18 protein-coding genes are annotated in these 15,689 nt (G+C 37.4%); 12 read left to right on the forward strand and 6 right to left on the reverse strand.

The window, feature by feature from the left end:
- Window positions 1-74 precede the first annotated feature (74 nt).
- Window positions 75-743, reverse strand: a complete 669-nt coding sequence (locus SOLCA_RS19730; RefSeq protein ID WP_014682241.1) for an FAD-binding oxidoreductase — start codon at window positions 741-743, stop codon at window positions 75-77.
- Window positions 744-944: 201 nt separating this feature from the next.
- Between SOLCA_RS19730 and SOLCA_RS19735 the strand changes: the two genes are divergently transcribed.
- The gene (locus SOLCA_RS19735; protein WP_014682242.1) at window positions 945-1,343 is read left to right on the forward strand and encodes a VOC family protein; all 399 of its coding nucleotides are present in this window, start codon (window positions 945-947) and stop codon (window positions 1,341-1,343) included.
- A gap of 75 nt (window positions 1,344-1,418) precedes the next feature.
- Here the strand turns inward: SOLCA_RS19735 and SOLCA_RS19740 are convergent, their stop codons facing one another.
- Window positions 1,419-2,579, reverse strand: a complete 1,161-nt coding sequence (locus SOLCA_RS19740; protein ID WP_014682243.1) for a tetratricopeptide repeat protein — start codon at window positions 2,577-2,579, stop codon at window positions 1,419-1,421.
- A 217-nt stretch (window positions 2,580-2,796) separates the two neighbouring features.
- Between SOLCA_RS19740 and SOLCA_RS19745 the strand changes: the two genes are divergently transcribed.
- The 6 genes from SOLCA_RS19745 to SOLCA_RS19770 all read left to right on the forward strand — a co-directional run bounded on the left by SOLCA_RS19745 (window position 2,797) and on the right by SOLCA_RS19770 (window position 6,789).
- Window positions 2,797-3,228, forward strand: a complete 432-nt coding sequence (locus SOLCA_RS19745) for a VOC family protein (protein WP_014682244.1) — start codon at window positions 2,797-2,799, stop codon at window positions 3,226-3,228.
- A gap of 208 nt (window positions 3,229-3,436) precedes the next feature.
- A complete protein-coding gene (locus SOLCA_RS19750; RefSeq protein ID WP_157604610.1) occupies window positions 3,437-3,973 on the forward strand; it encodes a hypothetical protein in 537 nt (178 codons plus the stop codon).
- Window positions 3,974-4,024: 51 nt separating this feature from the next.
- On the forward strand, window positions 4,025-4,561 hold the full coding sequence (locus SOLCA_RS19755) for an RNA polymerase sigma factor (protein ID WP_157604611.1): 537 nt from the start codon (window positions 4,025-4,027) through the stop codon (window positions 4,559-4,561).
- Between the two features lie 3 nt (window positions 4,562-4,564).
- On the forward strand, window positions 4,565-6,094 hold the full coding sequence (locus SOLCA_RS19760; protein WP_014682247.1) for a hypothetical protein: 1,530 nt from the start codon (window positions 4,565-4,567) through the stop codon (window positions 6,092-6,094).
- Window positions 6,095-6,144: 50 nt separating this feature from the next.
- Window positions 6,145-6,357 (forward strand): hypothetical protein, encoded by a 213-nt coding sequence (locus SOLCA_RS19765; RefSeq protein ID WP_014682248.1) that lies wholly within the window; start codon window positions 6,145-6,147, stop codon window positions 6,355-6,357.
- A gap of 114 nt (window positions 6,358-6,471) precedes the next feature.
- Complete coding sequence (locus SOLCA_RS19770; protein WP_014682249.1) at window positions 6,472-6,789, forward strand: DMT family transporter; 318 nt, start codon at window positions 6,472-6,474, stop codon at window positions 6,787-6,789.
- An 80-nt stretch (window positions 6,790-6,869) separates the two neighbouring features.
- Here the strand turns inward: SOLCA_RS19770 and SOLCA_RS19775 are convergent, their stop codons facing one another.
- Both SOLCA_RS19775 and SOLCA_RS19780 read right to left on the reverse strand, forming a co-directional pair.
- Window positions 6,870-7,544: a (4Fe-4S)-binding protein gene (locus SOLCA_RS19775; protein ID WP_014682250.1), complete on the reverse strand. Its 675-nt coding sequence runs from the start codon at window positions 7,542-7,544 to the stop codon at window positions 6,870-6,872.
- 18 nt (window positions 7,545-7,562) lie between these two features.
- On the reverse strand, window positions 7,563-8,120 hold the full coding sequence (locus tag SOLCA_RS19780; RefSeq protein WP_014682251.1) for an NADPH-dependent FMN reductase: 558 nt from the start codon (window positions 8,118-8,120) through the stop codon (window positions 7,563-7,565).
- Between the two features lie 181 nt (window positions 8,121-8,301).
- On the opposite strand from SOLCA_RS19780, the gene purD reads away from it, so the two are divergent.
- Together purD and SOLCA_RS19790 are read left to right on the forward strand one after the other, a co-directional pair.
- The gene (purD, locus tag SOLCA_RS19785; RefSeq protein ID WP_014682252.1) at window positions 8,302-9,576 is read left to right on the forward strand and encodes a phosphoribosylamine--glycine ligase; all 1,275 of its coding nucleotides are present in this window, start codon (window positions 8,302-8,304) and stop codon (window positions 9,574-9,576) included.
- A gap of 113 nt (window positions 9,577-9,689) precedes the next feature.
- Entirely contained in the window at window positions 9,690-10,271 is a 582-nt protein-coding gene (locus SOLCA_RS19790; RefSeq protein ID WP_014682253.1) for a DUF308 domain-containing protein, read from the forward strand.
- A 13-nt stretch (window positions 10,272-10,284) separates the two neighbouring features.
- Here the strand turns inward: SOLCA_RS19790 and SOLCA_RS19795 are convergent, their stop codons facing one another.
- On the reverse strand, window positions 10,285-11,460 hold the full coding sequence (locus tag SOLCA_RS19795; protein WP_014682254.1) for a formimidoylglutamase: 1,176 nt from the start codon (window positions 11,458-11,460) through the stop codon (window positions 10,285-10,287).
- A 203-nt stretch (window positions 11,461-11,663) separates the two neighbouring features.
- Here SOLCA_RS19795 and SOLCA_RS19800 point away from each other — a divergent pair, with 203 nt between their 5' ends.
- The 3 genes from SOLCA_RS19800 to SOLCA_RS19810 all read left to right on the forward strand — a co-directional run bounded on the left by SOLCA_RS19800 (window position 11,664) and on the right by SOLCA_RS19810 (window position 14,637).
- The gene (locus SOLCA_RS19800) at window positions 11,664-12,638 is read left to right on the forward strand and encodes an NAD-dependent epimerase/dehydratase family protein (protein WP_014682255.1); all 975 of its coding nucleotides are present in this window, start codon (window positions 11,664-11,666) and stop codon (window positions 12,636-12,638) included.
- A gap of 106 nt (window positions 12,639-12,744) precedes the next feature.
- On the forward strand, window positions 12,745-14,037 hold the full coding sequence (locus SOLCA_RS19805; protein WP_014682256.1) for an HAD-IB family phosphatase: 1,293 nt from the start codon (window positions 12,745-12,747) through the stop codon (window positions 14,035-14,037).
- Between the two features lie 24 nt (window positions 14,038-14,061).
- Complete coding sequence (locus SOLCA_RS19810) at window positions 14,062-14,637, forward strand: 5-formyltetrahydrofolate cyclo-ligase (RefSeq protein ID WP_014682257.1); 576 nt, start codon at window positions 14,062-14,064, stop codon at window positions 14,635-14,637.
- On the opposite strand, the gene SOLCA_RS19815 is transcribed toward SOLCA_RS19810, so the two are convergent.
- Window positions 14,624-15,685, reverse strand: coding sequence for a formimidoylglutamase (locus tag SOLCA_RS19815; RefSeq protein WP_014682258.1), 1,062 nt, complete (start codon window positions 15,683-15,685; stop codon window positions 14,624-14,626). The genes SOLCA_RS19810 and SOLCA_RS19815 overlap by 14 nt on opposite strands.
- Window positions 15,686-15,689: the final 4 nt, after the last annotated feature.

A 15,689-nucleotide genomic window follows, 5' to 3' on the forward strand; every position in this document is an offset into this window, starting at 1 on the left:
ACGGTTTACAGCAGCCTTCTAATCTCGATTTAAAATTCGGAATTACGACAGTTCAAATTATTGTTTTGATAATCCTAAAACCCTTCCTTCACAATAAACTGTTCATCAATGCCCAATGAGGCTAGGTGTTTTTCAACTGCATCCATCATTGGAGGTGGACCGCATAAATAAACATACTTGTTATTATTCGTTATGTATTTTCTTAAAAGTTCTTCTGTTATAAATCCGTTTTCATAGCCTTCAATATTTTCTTTCGCCAACACATTGATGAAATTATTGCCTAGTAGCTGGTTAAATTCATCTTCGTGAATAATGTCGGCTTTAGTATTGTTTGCAAAGATGAGTTGGTTATTCCCTACTTGTTGATGTGCCTGTAAATTTCTGAATATGGCCAGAAAAGGAGTAACACCCGCTCCGCCAGCTATAAACAACCCCTCTCCCTTATAGTTTATATCGCCAAAAACATCATGTAAAATCAATGAATCGCCCGCCTTAAGGCTTAATAACTGATTAGTCACTCCATTGCGTGCCGGATACGTTTTTATGGTAAATTCAAGATGTTGCTGAGTTGGTAAAGAGGTAAATGTAAATGCTCTTAATTCCTCTTGCCAGCCATCTTTATTTACTGAAACATCGGTGGCTTGTCCGGGAGTGTAAATATAATCAGCAGGCTTTTCAACAACTAACCGAAGTACATCATGTGTAACATGACCTATTGAATCAATTTTAACGATATGCTCCATTACGATTTTTTTGTTTCTAAGAAGAGAAAGTTTTTCATTAAGATTTACGCTTAAATATAGTCAAAATCGAAATGCTTTTGCTTTCAAATCATTTAATTAACAGGCGTTTAAGGTTATCGTTAATTAATTGTAAAATGATTGATTACTGATCTTGTTTGACTTGAAAATTTTTAAATTTAGTTATCTAAAAAAACACTCACAATGGAAAAGATAAGCGCAAAAACGAATGCTCTTAACTGGTTCGAAATACCTGTTGAAGACACTGAGAGGGCTAAGCAATTTTATGAAAGCATCCTCGATATTAAAATGGAAACACAGAACATGATGGGAATGGAGATGTCGTTTTTTCCATTTGACATGGAAGATGGATCCGGGAAGGTATCGGGGGCATTAGTGAAGAGTAATATGCATAAACCCGGAATGGACGGAGCTATTATTTATCTGAATGCAAATCCCACTATCCAAACAGTAATTGACAAGATTGAACCTTCTGGAGGGAAATTGCTAATGGACAAAACCCAAATTGATGAAAACATTGGTTACATGGCCTTCTTCGTAGACACTGAAGGAAACCGAATGGCAATTCATGCCCAGAATTAACGTATGTTATGATTTAGAAATGCATAGCTTCTGCTATGCATTTCTAAATTTGAATAAGCCTTAAAAAAGAGCTGACTATTTCTTATCACAACCACATTCCCAAATATAAGAACCCTTTATGGTAAGTGTGATTTGAGCAGTTTTTTCTCCCCGCATAAATAGAGAAGAGGCTATTTTCATAGTTGCCAGTTTTCCTGACAGCCAGGTGATTTTCCCGGTTGCTGAATTGTATTGATACTTACCGGTTTGTCCATTGTCAAGCCATTTATAGGTGCCGTTTGATTTCAGCTCAAAATAGCCTTTGTATTGATGGGTGAAACTTTGTCCGGCTGACGAAGCTCCATTATAGATAGTTTGATGACAAGTATAATTCCCAAATGTTAGTGCTCCACCCTTCTTTTCAACTACAACTGGTTGGTTAGTAGACTTACCTTCTATCTTATTGGTATATTTCTGGTGGCTAGCTTTAGCGGTAGCCAAATCGTTAGCGTAACGGCTTTTAAGTGCTGGTGCTAGTTGAATAGATTTATCTAAGTAAGCCTGACCTGCTTTATTTCCTTGTGCCAACACGGAGATACCAAGCAGATAATTACAGTAAGCATTGTTTGGATCTGCTTTTATGGCAGTTTCAAATCTGGTTTGAGCACTCCCATAAGTGCCCTCTTCAAAATATTCAATACCCGACAAAATGTAATTTCCTGGGGTCATAAAACGTGTGTCTTCCTGATTGTTCGCTTTTGAATATTTCAAATGCTCGATATAGCTATTTAAATCATTATAGCCAGTTACAGAAGAGCTACTTGGTTTTTCTGATACAGGAACATCAGCTTGATATCGTTGCTTTAATGATGCATTTAATTGGTAAGCTTTAGCCAGATACTCCTGTGCTTTTTGCGTTTTATATTTATCATTTTGTTTGATCAATGATATTCCTAATAAGTAATAGGCATATGGGTTATTGGGATCTTTATTTATGGTGTTTTCAAAATACATGGAGGCCATATCATATGACTGTTTTTCATAATAATTATAGCCTGATAAGAACTCTGCTCCGGCAGACATAAAAGCAGTTTCCTTTCGATCTCCTAACTGATCGGTTCTTAATCGTTGAACATAACGATCCAAATCATCATCATCAATATAAATGCTATGAATGATTATTGGTCTGGCAATAGTGCTTCCGGCTGAAAGGATAAATAAGCTAGCTGTAAAGAATGGAATTAGGCTGATTTTCATAATAACGGACAATCCGACAATGTTTTAGTTTGATCGAAAACTTTTATAAAACAGTATAAATGAGGAGAGGTAATCTGATTTTTGAAATTACTATTTTCTCATAGATCTCTAAATTAATATAGAAATAAAACGAAAAAATGTGCGATATTGGTTTCCCCAAAATAATCAATAAACACACGTTCTCACTTATTATTAAACATTTTAAAAAACATAAAAAATGGCACAGATTAATCCTTATCTAAATTTCAAAGGCAATTGTGAAGAAGCATTTAACTTCTACAAATCTGTTTTTGGTGGTGATTTTCCTTTTGTTGGTCGCTACAAGGACATGCCGCCTTCTGAGAATTCAGGAGGTATTGACGGTGAAAAGATCATGCACATGTCATTGCCGATTAGTAAAGAAAGCACATTAATGGGTAGCGATGTTGGCGGTGAATGGGCCAGCCATATTGTTGAAGGCAACAATATTCAGTTATCTGTGAATGCCGAGACAGAAGATGATGCGAAAAGAATCTTTGACGCATTATCTGCCGGAGGCCGTGTTTCTATGCCTTTAGAGAAAACATTCTGGGGTGCTTTGTTTGGTATGTTTACCGATAAATTCGGAATTAACTGGATGGTTAATTACGATTATAATCAGCAGAAATAATACATAAAAACTTTATTAAAGTCCGGCAGTAACATCACTGCCGGACTTTCTTTTACCGATTGAAAATTATTTTATTGATTGTCAACTAGATATATCTTAATCGTAAAATAGTGCATCAGCTACCCAACCTTTTAGTTTGCTTAAGTTGTATATGCCAGTACAACGGCCTTGTATAAAATACTTAATTGAAAAACTAAAAGATGTTAAGATGAAAAAAGCATTATTAATTTTAAATGCGTTAACAATTGCTCTGGCAATGGTAACCTTGCACGCATGTAATAAAGATGTGGTTATTGCTCCGAAAGATGATGTTAGGGCACTGAATGTATCTACTAAAGATACTACTGGAGGATACAGTTCGACAACGGTTGCTTTAACGGGCGACCAAATAAGAATTACTCCATCTCTGGGTAATGATACAACTACGTTTATTACGCTTACTGCCGAGACGGTTAATAGTTATGATTGTTTAAATAACATACTTGTTAACACGTCTAGTTTTGATGCCACCTCGTTAAGCATTCATTATACAGGAGTTGATATTCCTTCAAGTTCTTACTGCACCGCAGGACAGAAAAAAGCTACCGCAACAAATGTTTTGTATGCACCTGTAAACGGAACTTATGGGTTTACTGTAAAATTAAACGGAACTACATATACAGGCTCAATAGTGAAAAACGGTAGTAATTATACATTTAACTGGCCATATATCAGTGGAGTTATTGTTGCACCTCTTTCGTTATAAAAAATAATAATCCATTCCCGTCTGTTAAATGCAGGTGGGATTTTTTTGATTTTGAAGAGCCTCGTAGACATAGTAAAGGGTTGTAAGCGTAATGAGCGAATAAGCCAGGAGAAGCTGTATCGTCAGTTCTATCCTGGTTTGTTTGCATTGTGCCGTAAATTCTTTGACGATGAGCAAGATATTATAACAGCATTAAACAATGGGATGTTGAATGTTTATAAGAATATTGATCAGTACGACAGCGCAAAAGGCGAACTTTTTACCTGGGCCTATACCATTGTAAGAAATGCCGCCCTCACCCACCTTAGAAATAATTCCAATAAGCCATTAAATGTTGAAATAACTGGAGCTATCGAAAATGCCATCGGACATAATCCATTTAAGGAATTGGACTGGGGGGATATTTATTATTTTCTCGGAAAACTCCCGCCGGCTACACGTGCTGTATGTACACTGTTTTACATTGAAGGTTTTATGATAAAAGAAATAGCAGCTCAAATGGAGTTAAGTGAAGGAACAGTTAAGTGGCATTTGAATGAAGGACGAACAATACTAAAGAAATTGCTTACAAAGAAGGATATATACTAAAAAGTGCAAAACACGAATAATGATATTGACCAACTAAACAAGAATTATCCTCAACCGGATATTTCTGTGGAAGAAGCATGGAGCAAAATGCAAATTCAGCTCAATGCCGAACTGCCTGTAAAATCGGGAGGGGTGTCTTCTGTTGTTCAAAAATTGGCTAAAAGTACTTTAGGAAAAATTAGTATAGGTGTAATTGTGGTAACCTCAATAATAGGTATTTGGTTGTATTCCTCAAAAGATAATCCGGCAGGAGTCAATCAAATAAATGTTTTGCAGGAAGAAGGTGTTCAAAATGTCGGGGGCATCAAAACTGTTGATGGCAATGATTCCTCACAAAATGATCCAACAGAAAACGCTCCTAGTGAACAGAGAAACAAAAAAACAATCAGTGCAGAAGATTTAGTAGATTCTGATAGAAGTAATGTAAAAAGTAGGCCTCAATCTAACAAACAAATCCAGAAAAATCAGGAGGTATTCAATCCAGGTTTATCTGAAAATGAACAATCACAAAAAAATAATGCCATTCACAAGGGTGTTCGAAAAGGGGGTGCCATTCCCGAAATCGATGTAAGACAAATGACGCTTACAAATAAAGTGAAGAATCGTAAGTATGAAGATCGTAAAGATGGTAAGTCAGTTAGCTCGACTACAATGGATGAGCTGCTTACCCAAAAAAATAATAAAGAGTATAAGGAAGCTTTAGCAAGAATAAATAGTTCATCAACAAACCACGTTGTAAAACATAACAGCGATTGGGATAAAAAGAAAGAAGACGATTTTTGTCCTCTAATCCCTTCACTCTCATTGAAACCTACAAAATATGTTTCAATGGAGATAAAGGAAAAGTCATTTATCAAATCAACATTAAAGATCGATTCGGTCAATAAGAAAGGTTCCGGTTTAAGTTTCCTTCATTTTGTCGACGCAGGTTTGCAATGGAATATTCCCATGGTTACTAACGCCAATGGTCAGTATTTTACCGGAAGTAATGGTGAGCAGCAAGTTTATAAAACTTTTGTTCCCTCTATTTGGATTTCAAAACGATGGAATAAAAATGAGGTTTTTTTAACTTTTGTTCCCTTTCAACAAAACTTTATCAATAATAAACCATTATCCGACTATACAGATCAAAGTGATCTGTCCGATTCATTGACCATCATTAATCATAAAACATTCTTGTTTAAAACAATGGGTTTTGGAGTAGGAGTTCAGTACAATTACCAAATAACACCAATGTTCGCTGTAGGTGCTGGTTTAAATTATAATCAACAGGGCACCGCAGTAATCCGACAAACAGATACGCGCCTTATGAGAAATCTATTGCTTAGAGACTCTGTTTACACTGTTAAGTCGTCAGATTTCATTAAGCCGAATTTCATTGCGGCTAAGCTTGAATTAATGTATTGCAAAAGACGATTTGATGCGGGACTAAATCTTCAGCTTCCTTTAACTGACCAGAGTGCTAATCCTGATTTTTCTATAAAATCAATAAACGGACAAGTATTTTTTAGGTGGCGGTTGTGGACAAAGTAGTGGTTATAAAGAGAATTCTTTAATAACTTGGTGTAAATAATGGATTTACAATGCATCTCTACGCTAATAGTCGGAATTCAGGTGTGATTTCTTATAACATAGGAACCGATTATATTGTGGTGCGGTTTAATACCGGAGGAACCTATACTTACAGTTACAGAAAGGCTGGGATTGATCACGTTGAGCGGATGAAGGATCTTGCACAAAAAGGGAAAGGCTTGAATACATACATCAGCAGATTTGTAAAAGATCTGTATGATTAACACCCTGTTTTTCAAATTTCGTATATTTGCAGCTCTTCGCCTGACACGGCATTTCTAACCGGGTCTGTTTTTCCCCTGAACGAAAAACCATAACTTTTTCATTAAGCTAAAATTATGGCTTGGATTATTCTGTTTTTGGGTGGACTGTTCGAGATCGGTTTCACCACATGTTTGAAACTATCTAACAATTTCACCAATCTCAAATGGAGTGTGGGATTTTTTGTGTGCATTATTATCAGTTTTGCTTTGTTAAATAAAGCAGCACAATCCATCCCAATGGGAACCTGCTATGCCGTTTGGACCGGTATTGGAGCTGTAGGTACAGTGTTGGTAGGTATCTTTATTTTTCAGGAGCCAAGTGACTTCTGGAGACTTTTTTTTATTGTCCTCTTGATTGGGGCAATCTTGGGACTAAAACTTGTTTCAAACTAAGTAATCTATCGTCCTTATAAAACTGACGATTCAACATATTCCCGATAGTGCAAACTATCGGGAATTTTTATTTATATGACTTATGATGCTGATTTCTCGTTGCTGGAATCTGCATCTTTATTATAATGGAATGCTAATGCTCCCGACGGGCACTTTTCGATCTGTTGGCGTATTCGTTCAGGACTTGCTCCGTCAACCTTGATCCATTTCTTCTCACGAGGATCAAAAACCTGCAACATCTGCGACCAGCAACGGGTTGAATGTTGGCAAAGCTCCGGACGCCATTCCACAGTTATATCATCGTTCTTATAATCGATCACCTTTTCTGTTTCAAATGTATCCCTGAAAACAAATGTCCTAACCTGGGCGTTTTGCTCTAGTATCTTAGAAATGGGGCACATTTTGGCAATTTCCACCAATTTGGTTTTCACATCTTTCTCAACACGGCTCAAAAACTGAATGTCTCTGTCAATAATAGTAGTGGTAATACCGTCTTTAATTTCCTGGTACATATTTGCATTCACAGCAATGCGTGGAATGTCTAGGTTCTTACGATCAATGTACATTCTAAGAGTAATTAACGTGCAAGAGGCTAGGGAAGAGAGTAGTAAGGTAAACGGATCGGGCCCTTCATCCTTGCCTCCTGTTGATTCAGGTTCATCTGAAATAAATACTCCGTTTCTCCATTCAATGGTACACTGATAGTTAGCTGTGCCAATGAGCCCATGTACAGGTTTCTCTAGTTTATATTTCATAATAAATTATTTCTGTGACTATTCATGCATTCTTTTTTTTGCTTCCATGCACCAAATCAGTTCTCCGATAAACCCTTTCGCCAGCTTATCTGTTAGTTCCTTGTTGACAGGAACACCGTTCTCATCATACGAATCCTGAACTTTTGGCACCGCAAACATGGCTGGAACTAGCCAGAATCCTATTTTCCATAACGTAAAAACAAGAGAGGTGGTAACCTGAGCTCCTCCAAACGGTCCTGCTGATGCAGTTGCCAATGCCAACGGTTTACGTTTCCATTCATCGTAAAGCAAATCGATCACATTTTTCAACGCAGCAGGATAACCGCCATTGTATTCCGGTGTTACGATAATTACACCATCCGCTGCTTTAATTTTATCGGTAAACTGTAATATTTGTGGCGAAGGATCTTTCATAAATCGTAATCGTTCATCAAATACAGGAAATTTGTATTCATTCAAATCAAGAATTTCCACAGTTGCCAGTTTGTTTTCTGTTATATAATTTTTGAAATAAAGGGCCACCCGATGACTGTTACGGCCAATTCTTACGCTTGATGAGATAATGACTATATGCATGCTATTAATTTACAACAACTTATTGAAGTTTTGTTTTATACACCAATTAATTTACTGTCTATTTAATAATTGCCACCACAATTCAATTTTTTATCTTTGCCACAATTCTTGAATAATGAAAGGCTTTTACTCCAGAAGAATCTTCTTTCATGAATTGTAACCATTAGGGAATTTATTTTACATGAACATTTTACTCCTCGGATCGGGCGGCCGCGAACACGCCTTCGCATGGAAAATCTCGCAAAGCGATAAATTGAGCAAATTATACATAGCTCCCGGAAATGCTGGGACATCGCAATGTGGTGAAAACGTAGCTATCAAGGCAACTGATTTCAATGCTATTAAAACATTTGTACTTGATAAAGGCATTGACATGGTAGTGGTTGGTCCTGAAGAACCGCTGGTAAAAGGTGTTCATGATTTTTTCCTGGCCGATGATCAATTGAAAGATGTTCCGGTTATCGGACCGCAAAAATTAGGTGCTACGCTCGAAGGAAGTAAAGATTTCTCAAAGCAGTTTATGCAACGTCATAATATTCCAACAGCTGCTTATGAAAGTTTTACCGCTGAGACGTTAGCTGAGGGTTTAAGCTATTTGGAAACACAATCATTGCCAATTGTGTTAAAAGCTGATGGATTGGCCGCTGGTAAAGGAGTGTTGATTTGCGAAACACTTGAAGATGCAAAGCAAGAATTAACAGCAATGCTTGCTGATGCCAAGTTTGGTGATGCAAGTAAAACAGTTGTGGTAGAGCAATTCTTAAAAGGGATTGAACTTTCAGTATTCGTATTAACTGACGGGAAAAACTATAAATTGTTACCATCTGCCAAAGACTATAAACGAATTGGCGAAGGCGACACTGGTTTAAATACAGGGGGTATGGGTTCAATTTCTCCAGTACCTTTTGCAAACGAAGAATTCATTAAAAAGGTTGAAGAACAAATTGTTATTCCTACCGTTGAGGGTTTAAAGAAAGATAACATCCCCTATAAAGGGTTTATTTTTATCGGACTGATGAATGATGGTGGTGATCCATATGTGATTGAATACAACGTGCGTATGGGTGACCCTGAAACCGAAAGCGTTTTACCACGTATTAAGTCAGATCTTGTTGATCTGTTTTTAGGTGTTGCGCAGGAAAATCTTTCAGAGAAATCATTTGAAGTGGATGAGCGCACAGCTACCACAATTATGTTGGTGGCGGGTGGTTATCCCGGAGATTATGAAAAAGGAAAAGAAATTACCGGATTTAATGCAACGGAAGGTAGCATTGTTTTTCATGCAGGTACCGAGCAAAAAGGTGGAAAAGTGGTTACTGCCGGTGGTCGTGTGATTGCTGTTACCACATTAGGAAATGATATTCCTTCTGCGTTGGCGGTTTCCAATGCAAATGCACAAAAAATAAACTTTGAAGGAAAATACTATCGTAAAGACATAGGTTTCGACCTTCAATAGGTTTTGTAAATACTTCCTTAAATCCCATCCGGTTTAGCTGTGATGGGATTTTTTGCATAAATCAAGAAAAAATGCTTAGATTAATGATGAAAAATGTTCATCATAACTGATCTATGCGGATAACCATCATCTTCCTTGTAGCATTTTTGTTTTCTGCATGTTCCCGTGACATCCGTTTTGTCCGGGTAAACGAACAGCTTCCCCAACGCCCTCCTTCATTGGAATGTATTTCTGTAAAAGATCTTGAAGCCACTGTGATTGAAAAGACTATTATTGAACAGGAAGTAGCTCCACAGGTAGATGATGAGTTACCGATCATTCATCCTGAATATCAGAGCAAAAAAACGATTAGGAAAGTAGAGATGCCGGATGAATATTCCCAAGGATCACTCACACAAATTATAAGCGCAAAAAAAAATCAGCAACTGAGTGTTAAGCAGCAGGAAAAGCTGAACAAACGAATAAATAGTTTGTCGGAAAAATATAAAGCAGCTTCTCCTCCACCTCCACAAAAGGCAAAAACTTTTACAGGGGCCTCATTAATGATAGTAGGTGCGTTCCTTTTAGTAGCCGGAATCTTTGCTATATTCGGTAGTCCGATCGGTTTATGGGCTATCTTACTGGGAGGCGCTTTGATCCTTATTGGAGGTGCAATTCTTGTCTCAGGATCAATGGGCTCCAGGCATCGAAAATGACGCTACAGAAATCTTATATAAGTTTTTGAAATGTTCTCCACCATCTGTCAGGAACTTCTCCATTGCTTGCAGTCTGATAATCCGAATAACTGCAAGGAACCAAGTAAAAGCGTTCATTTTTTGTATTGTTTGGAAAAGGAACCTGCATCCACCATCTCCCGGTTTTCGGGCTTTTATAGAAAATTACTTCGTGACTGTCATTGGTAATGAAAGCACGGTACTTGGTCATGTCTTCCGTTGGGTTGAAAGGGTAATCTTGTTTACGATTATAATAACCTTCAATAAAACACCAGATCATTTGAGCAATCAAATGTGAGGTTTGTCCGTGACGGTCAAATTTTGGATTGATCTCATAAAATCCAATCGACAGCAATTTGTCGCTCATCCCTGCATAACGACACATTTGACAAGCCTGCTCACCATAAAACCCGTTAGGTGTTGTATTGGCATTTCCCGGAGCATCGCTTTGGCGAATGGCAGAAATATCAAATGAAATCATGTTTGCATTCCGGATAATTGGTTCGGTATTCTGTAAATTTTGAACCATTTCTCCTACACGATGTGTATCGAAATACATCTTATCCATCAACCGCAGACTCTCCTGGTTTACAAAATAGGTTTGATAACCAATATTGCTATAGTTGAATAGATTGTTGGGTTCATGAAGAATAATACTGTTTAAGTAAGATTTAGAATTGTTCTGAAGATCTTCCGCTGCTGCGTCCAGATCAAAATGATTATCGATAGCTACCAGATCTACTCGTTGTTCAATTCCCTCATAAGCGAGATATTGTGCATAGGTTAGATCTTGCCCACCACCCAAAATAATCGGGACGATATTCAGTTTCATCAACTCTTCGCACACAACTTTGAGGGCAACATAAGTGTCGCGTACTGATTCACCGGGCTTAATATTGCCAAGATCCACAATGTTACTCTTGAAACTGCCTTCATTTAAAGCATATAAATAGGCTCTGATATGATCAGGTGCTTGCGAGCAGCCCTCATTATTGATAGAATAACGGTCCTCCTCCACTCCAACCAGTGCCAGGTTAATGCCTTCCAGCTCAGGAAAAGATCCGGGCTCTTCATAAATAGAAAATACAGCACCAAAACTGGCAGACTGAAATCCCTTTTCAGGTCTTAGCGAATCAAGATTAACGGGAGCTAAAAAGTCGGAAAGGTTCATTGAGTACGGGTTTTTGCAGCAACAAAGTAACGAAGGAAAAAGGAAAAAGGAAATCTTTGACGGAAGGAGTTATTAACAATGCTCCATCTTATATAGAGTTTTTTTTAATTGGGATGAATCCATAATCTTAAAATCTGTTGTTTAAATAATGCTGAAACTAGAAAATCCGTATCTTGCAGTGCTAAAAAAGGAAAACAAGGTACATGATTCTTATTACTGGCGCTACAGGCTTTCTAGGTTCTCATCTTGCGCTTGATCTTATAAATTCCGGACAGAAGGTACGTGCAATTAAACGAGCCTCCGCTGAAATTCCGGAAAATATTAAACAGCTTGCTATAGAATGGGTAGATGGTGATGTGCTGGATTACTTTTCTCTTGAAGATGCGTTGCAGGGTGTTTCAAAAGTTTACCATTGTGCAGCTAAGGTAGCCCTCAATCCAAAGTACAAAGCTGAAATGTACAAAACCAATATTGAAGGCACGGCAAATGTCGTTAATGCATGCCTTAATATGGGTGTAGATAAATTGGTACATGTTAGCTCGATAGCAGCTATTGGATTTGGTAAGCCTGGTGAAATTATTCATGAGGATCACAAATTCGAATATGCGCCTACAAATTCAGCTTATGCGGTTAGTAAGTATGAAAGTGAAAACGAAGTTTGGAGGGGAACTGCCGAGGGACTAAATGCCATTGTGGTAAATCCGTCAATTATTATTGGAATGGATAATTGGGCTAAGGGAAGTGGCCGGCTTTTTGGGATGATTGATAAAGGCAGTAAAATTTATGCCGAAGGCGGTTGTGGTTATGTGGATGTACGGGATGTGACTGCTACTATGATCAGACTGATGGAAAGTGATATCATCAATCAACGATTTATTATTAACGGTGGCAATCTCAGTTTTAAAGAATTGTTTTCCCTTATCGCTAAAAACTTAAATAAGCCAGCTCCATCAATTTTAGTAAAGAAATGGCATCTGTCAATTGGGTGGCGATTAGCCAAGTTTATTTCATTGATTACCGGGAAAGAGGCTTCGTTAACGAAGGATACAGCCGTTGCTGCACCTGTTAAACAATATTATTCTAATGAAAAATTGCTAAAGTCGATCGACCACCACTTTATACCTCTCGATGAATCCATTCGTTATATCTGCGAAAAGCAGAAAACACTAAGAGGCTAGATTAACTATTTGTAATTTTGATTCCATTTTGTTTGTATATTGCTATTTTATGTGGAAATACGTTGTTAATTTTGCATTTTTGATGGCAAATTAAATTGATTTCATTTTGAAGAACCGATATATAATTGATTTCGACAGTACGTTTACTCAAGTAGAGGCACTGGATGAATTGGTAAAGATTTCATTAAAAGGTCACCCTGACAAGGATAAAGTGCTAAAGCAGATTGAGGATTATACCAATGCTGCAATGGAAGGAAGGATGTCGTTTACTGATAGTTTGCGCGAACGAGTTAAATTACTGGGTGCCAATAGTGAGCATCTTCAGAAGTTGGTTAAGGTTTTAAAGAAAAAGGTTTCTTCTTCATTCTCTCGCAATCGAAAATTCTTTGAGAAACACGCCGACGAAGTTTTTATTGTTTCAGGTGGTTTCAAGGAGTTTATTACTCCGGTGGTAAGCGATTACAAGATCAAATCAGAGAATATTTACGCGAATACATTTGAATTTAACGAACAGGGAACTATTATAGGTTACGATATTACCAACCCACTTTCTCAAGAAGGTGGAAAGGTGAAGCTTTTGAAACAACTTAATTGGGAAGGTAATCTTTACGGAATAGGTGATGGTTACTCAGACTTTCAGTTAAAAGAGTCTGGTCTGATCAAAAAGTTTTTTGCTTACACAGAAAATATTGAACGCTCAAACGTAGTGAAAAATGCCGATCACGTTTTACCTAGCTTCGATGAATTCTTGTATGTGAACAACCTTCCAATGGCTATATCGTATCCTAAGAACAGGATATTATGTTTGTGCATTGGCGATATTCATGAAGAATCATTGTCAATCTTAAAAAAGGATGGTTTTTCAATCAGACATAAAACATCATTCGAAGAAAAATATGTGGCAGATGTTGGGATGTTGCTTTTAGGTAACGGTGTAACGGTTGAAAATGAAAAGTTAAGCAGAGCGATTACTTTAAAAACAATTGGTTGTTTGGGAAGCGCCAAAGATAAGATCGATCTGAACTTATGCACGCGAATGGGCATGGTTGTTTTTGACGACCGCAAAAGCAATCCAAGAAATAGTGAGTTTATTCCTAAACGCATGGCCGATTTCATTAATAAAGGCTCAAGCTATTTAAGCTGTAACTTTCCAAATATTCAGTTGTTAAAGCAGGAAAAAGCGCACCGATTGATTCATATACACCATAATGTGCCTGGAATAATGGCGCAGATCAATAGTGTGATGGCTGATCATGATATAAATATTTTAGCGCAGTACCTGAAAACAAACGATCAGATTGGCTATGTGATCACAGATGTTAATACCGAATACGACAAGAAAGTGATTAAGGCCCTGAAAAAGATCGAGCATACAATTAAGTTTAGATTGCTTTATTAATTTTAAAGGAACACAGCTGTTAAATTGGAGACAAGAAAAGCCCAGCTCAGGAAATTATTTCTTGAAAAACGCAAAGCATTAGGTGAATCTGAATTCAGGTTGATTAATACAGCTATTCTTGAGCAGTTTAAACAGATAGATCTTGCTGGAGTTAATGTGCTGCATCTATTTTTGTCTATTGTGGAGAAACATGAGATAGATACCTCCTTGATGGTCGATTATCTTCACAAGAAGTATCCTCATATTAAAATAGCTGTTCCACAAAGTAATTTCTCATCACTAACCCTTACTCATTTTTTAATCGATGATGATTTGGTTATTGAGAAGAATAATTGGAACATTCCGGAGCCTGTGAGCGGTAACAAAATTAGTCCGGAGAGAATTGATATGATATTGGTCCCTCTGCTGGCGATTGACAAAAAAGGGTTTCGTGTGGGATATGGGAAGGGGTTCTATGATCGTTTTTTAATCGAATGCCGATCAGATATTAAAACGATTGGTTTGTCTCAATTTGAACCTATTGAAAGAATAAATGATACAGACGAATATGATTTTCCATTAAACGCCTGTATCACTCCTTCTGGAATTATTTACTTTTAGCAGGCGGACGGATAGCCTTCATGAAATCAGTGATCAAATAAGCAATAGTTTTTGCTACCCTGTTATCTTCCGGATTTCCACTTAATGATGGAGCTCCTTCTGCTATATGCAAATAGGCCGGATCTAATAAGCAACCGGCACGATGAATATATTGTCGGGCATTATTTACCAAAAAGCCACTTGGCGTTTCAGCACTTGATGGCATCATCGTAAGGGCATCCATATCTATTTCGATACCGGCGGGTCGATCCTTAACAAAATTAATCCCATCCATTACTGCCGAACCGAAATCAGTCTTGTCTAATAGCGTTATACTTTCAAAAGTGATATATCCTAAATCAGGATGCGTTTTAAGAACGCTCAACACTTCTTGTGGTTGATAGTTTTGATGTATACCAAGAATAAAATAGCGCTTCAACACCCCTTCATTATGAGCATAACTGAATCCATTGCCACTGTGTCGGCCTTCAAGAGGTCTGAAATCCGAATGAGGGTCAAGGTTAATACAATTGATCGCTTTTTCTGCACTACTTCCACCTTCATGTAAACCTTCTGCAACAGCCTTAATAATTGGATAAGAGTTATTATGACCACCACCAATTATAATGGGCAGCTTTCCTGCTTTAACAATCAGTTTTACAATTTTAATTACCCGCTTATCAACTTCTTCAACCAAGTTTCTGAGTTGTGTGGCTTGTTCTTCAAATAATGGATTTAGTTTCTCAGCTTGCTCGAGCAAATCAGCGAAATCAATATGACCTAAAACTAAAGTTTCACTTCCTGATAAGTAGTCATTGCTCTGTACATTTAAAAAAGATTTTAATGCTTGTGTCCAGGCTGATCTTGCACCTGTGCGTCCGAAGTTAGCCTTCACTCCAATATCTTCCGGTAAACCCAACAAAACAAAACGAGCTGGAGAATTAACAAGATCTTCAAAAAAAGTATTAATGGATGAAACGGTTAAAACTCGTTCACCAAGTTTTACTTCATTATCACGTACAGAAGTCAGGCTTAAAATATAGTCTTCGGAGTAAGTTTGTAATTTCATTGTT

This window comes from Solitalea canadensis DSM 3403, from assembly GCF_000242635.2.
Taxonomy (GTDB): Bacteria; Bacteroidota; Bacteroidia; order Sphingobacteriales; family Sphingobacteriaceae; genus Solitalea; species Solitalea canadensis.

Excerpts from the sequence above, each read along its gene's own strand:
- SOLCA_RS19730 (WP_014682241.1), bottom strand. The coding sequence starts at position 743 with ATGGAGCATATCGTTAAAATTGATTCAATAGGTCATGTTACACATGAT.
- SOLCA_RS19735 (WP_014682242.1), top strand. The coding sequence starts at position 945 with ATGGAAAAGATAAGCGCAAAAACGAATGCTCTTAACTGGTTCGAAATA.
- SOLCA_RS19740 (WP_014682243.1), bottom strand. The coding sequence starts at position 2,579 with ATGAAAATCAGCCTAATTCCATTCTTTACAGCTAGCTTATTTATCCTT.
- SOLCA_RS19745 (WP_014682244.1), top strand. The coding sequence starts at position 2,797 with ATGGCACAGATTAATCCTTATCTAAATTTCAAAGGCAATTGTGAAGAA.
- SOLCA_RS19750 (WP_157604610.1), top strand. The coding sequence starts at position 3,437 with ATGAAAAAAGCATTATTAATTTTAAATGCGTTAACAATTGCTCTGGCA.
- SOLCA_RS19765 (WP_014682248.1), top strand. The coding sequence starts at position 6,145 with ATGCATCTCTACGCTAATAGTCGGAATTCAGGTGTGATTTCTTATAAC.
- SOLCA_RS19770 (WP_014682249.1), top strand. The coding sequence starts at position 6,472 with ATGGCTTGGATTATTCTGTTTTTGGGTGGACTGTTCGAGATCGGTTTC.
- SOLCA_RS19775 (WP_014682250.1), bottom strand. The coding sequence starts at position 7,544 with ATGAAATATAAACTAGAGAAACCTGTACATGGGCTCATTGGCACAGCT.
- SOLCA_RS19780 (WP_014682251.1), bottom strand. The coding sequence starts at position 8,120 with ATGCATATAGTCATTATCTCATCAAGCGTAAGAATTGGCCGTAACAGT.
- purD (WP_014682252.1), top strand. The coding sequence starts at position 8,302 with ATGAACATTTTACTCCTCGGATCGGGCGGCCGCGAACACGCCTTCGCA.
- SOLCA_RS19790 (WP_014682253.1), top strand. The coding sequence starts at position 9,690 with ATGCGGATAACCATCATCTTCCTTGTAGCATTTTTGTTTTCTGCATGT.
- SOLCA_RS19795 (WP_014682254.1), bottom strand. The coding sequence starts at position 11,460 with ATGAACCTTTCCGACTTTTTAGCTCCCGTTAATCTTGATTCGCTAAGA.
- SOLCA_RS19800 (WP_014682255.1), top strand. The coding sequence starts at position 11,664 with ATGATTCTTATTACTGGCGCTACAGGCTTTCTAGGTTCTCATCTTGCG.
- SOLCA_RS19815 (WP_014682258.1), bottom strand. The coding sequence starts at position 15,685 with ATGAAATTACAAACTTACTCCGAAGACTATATTTTAAGCCTGACTTCT.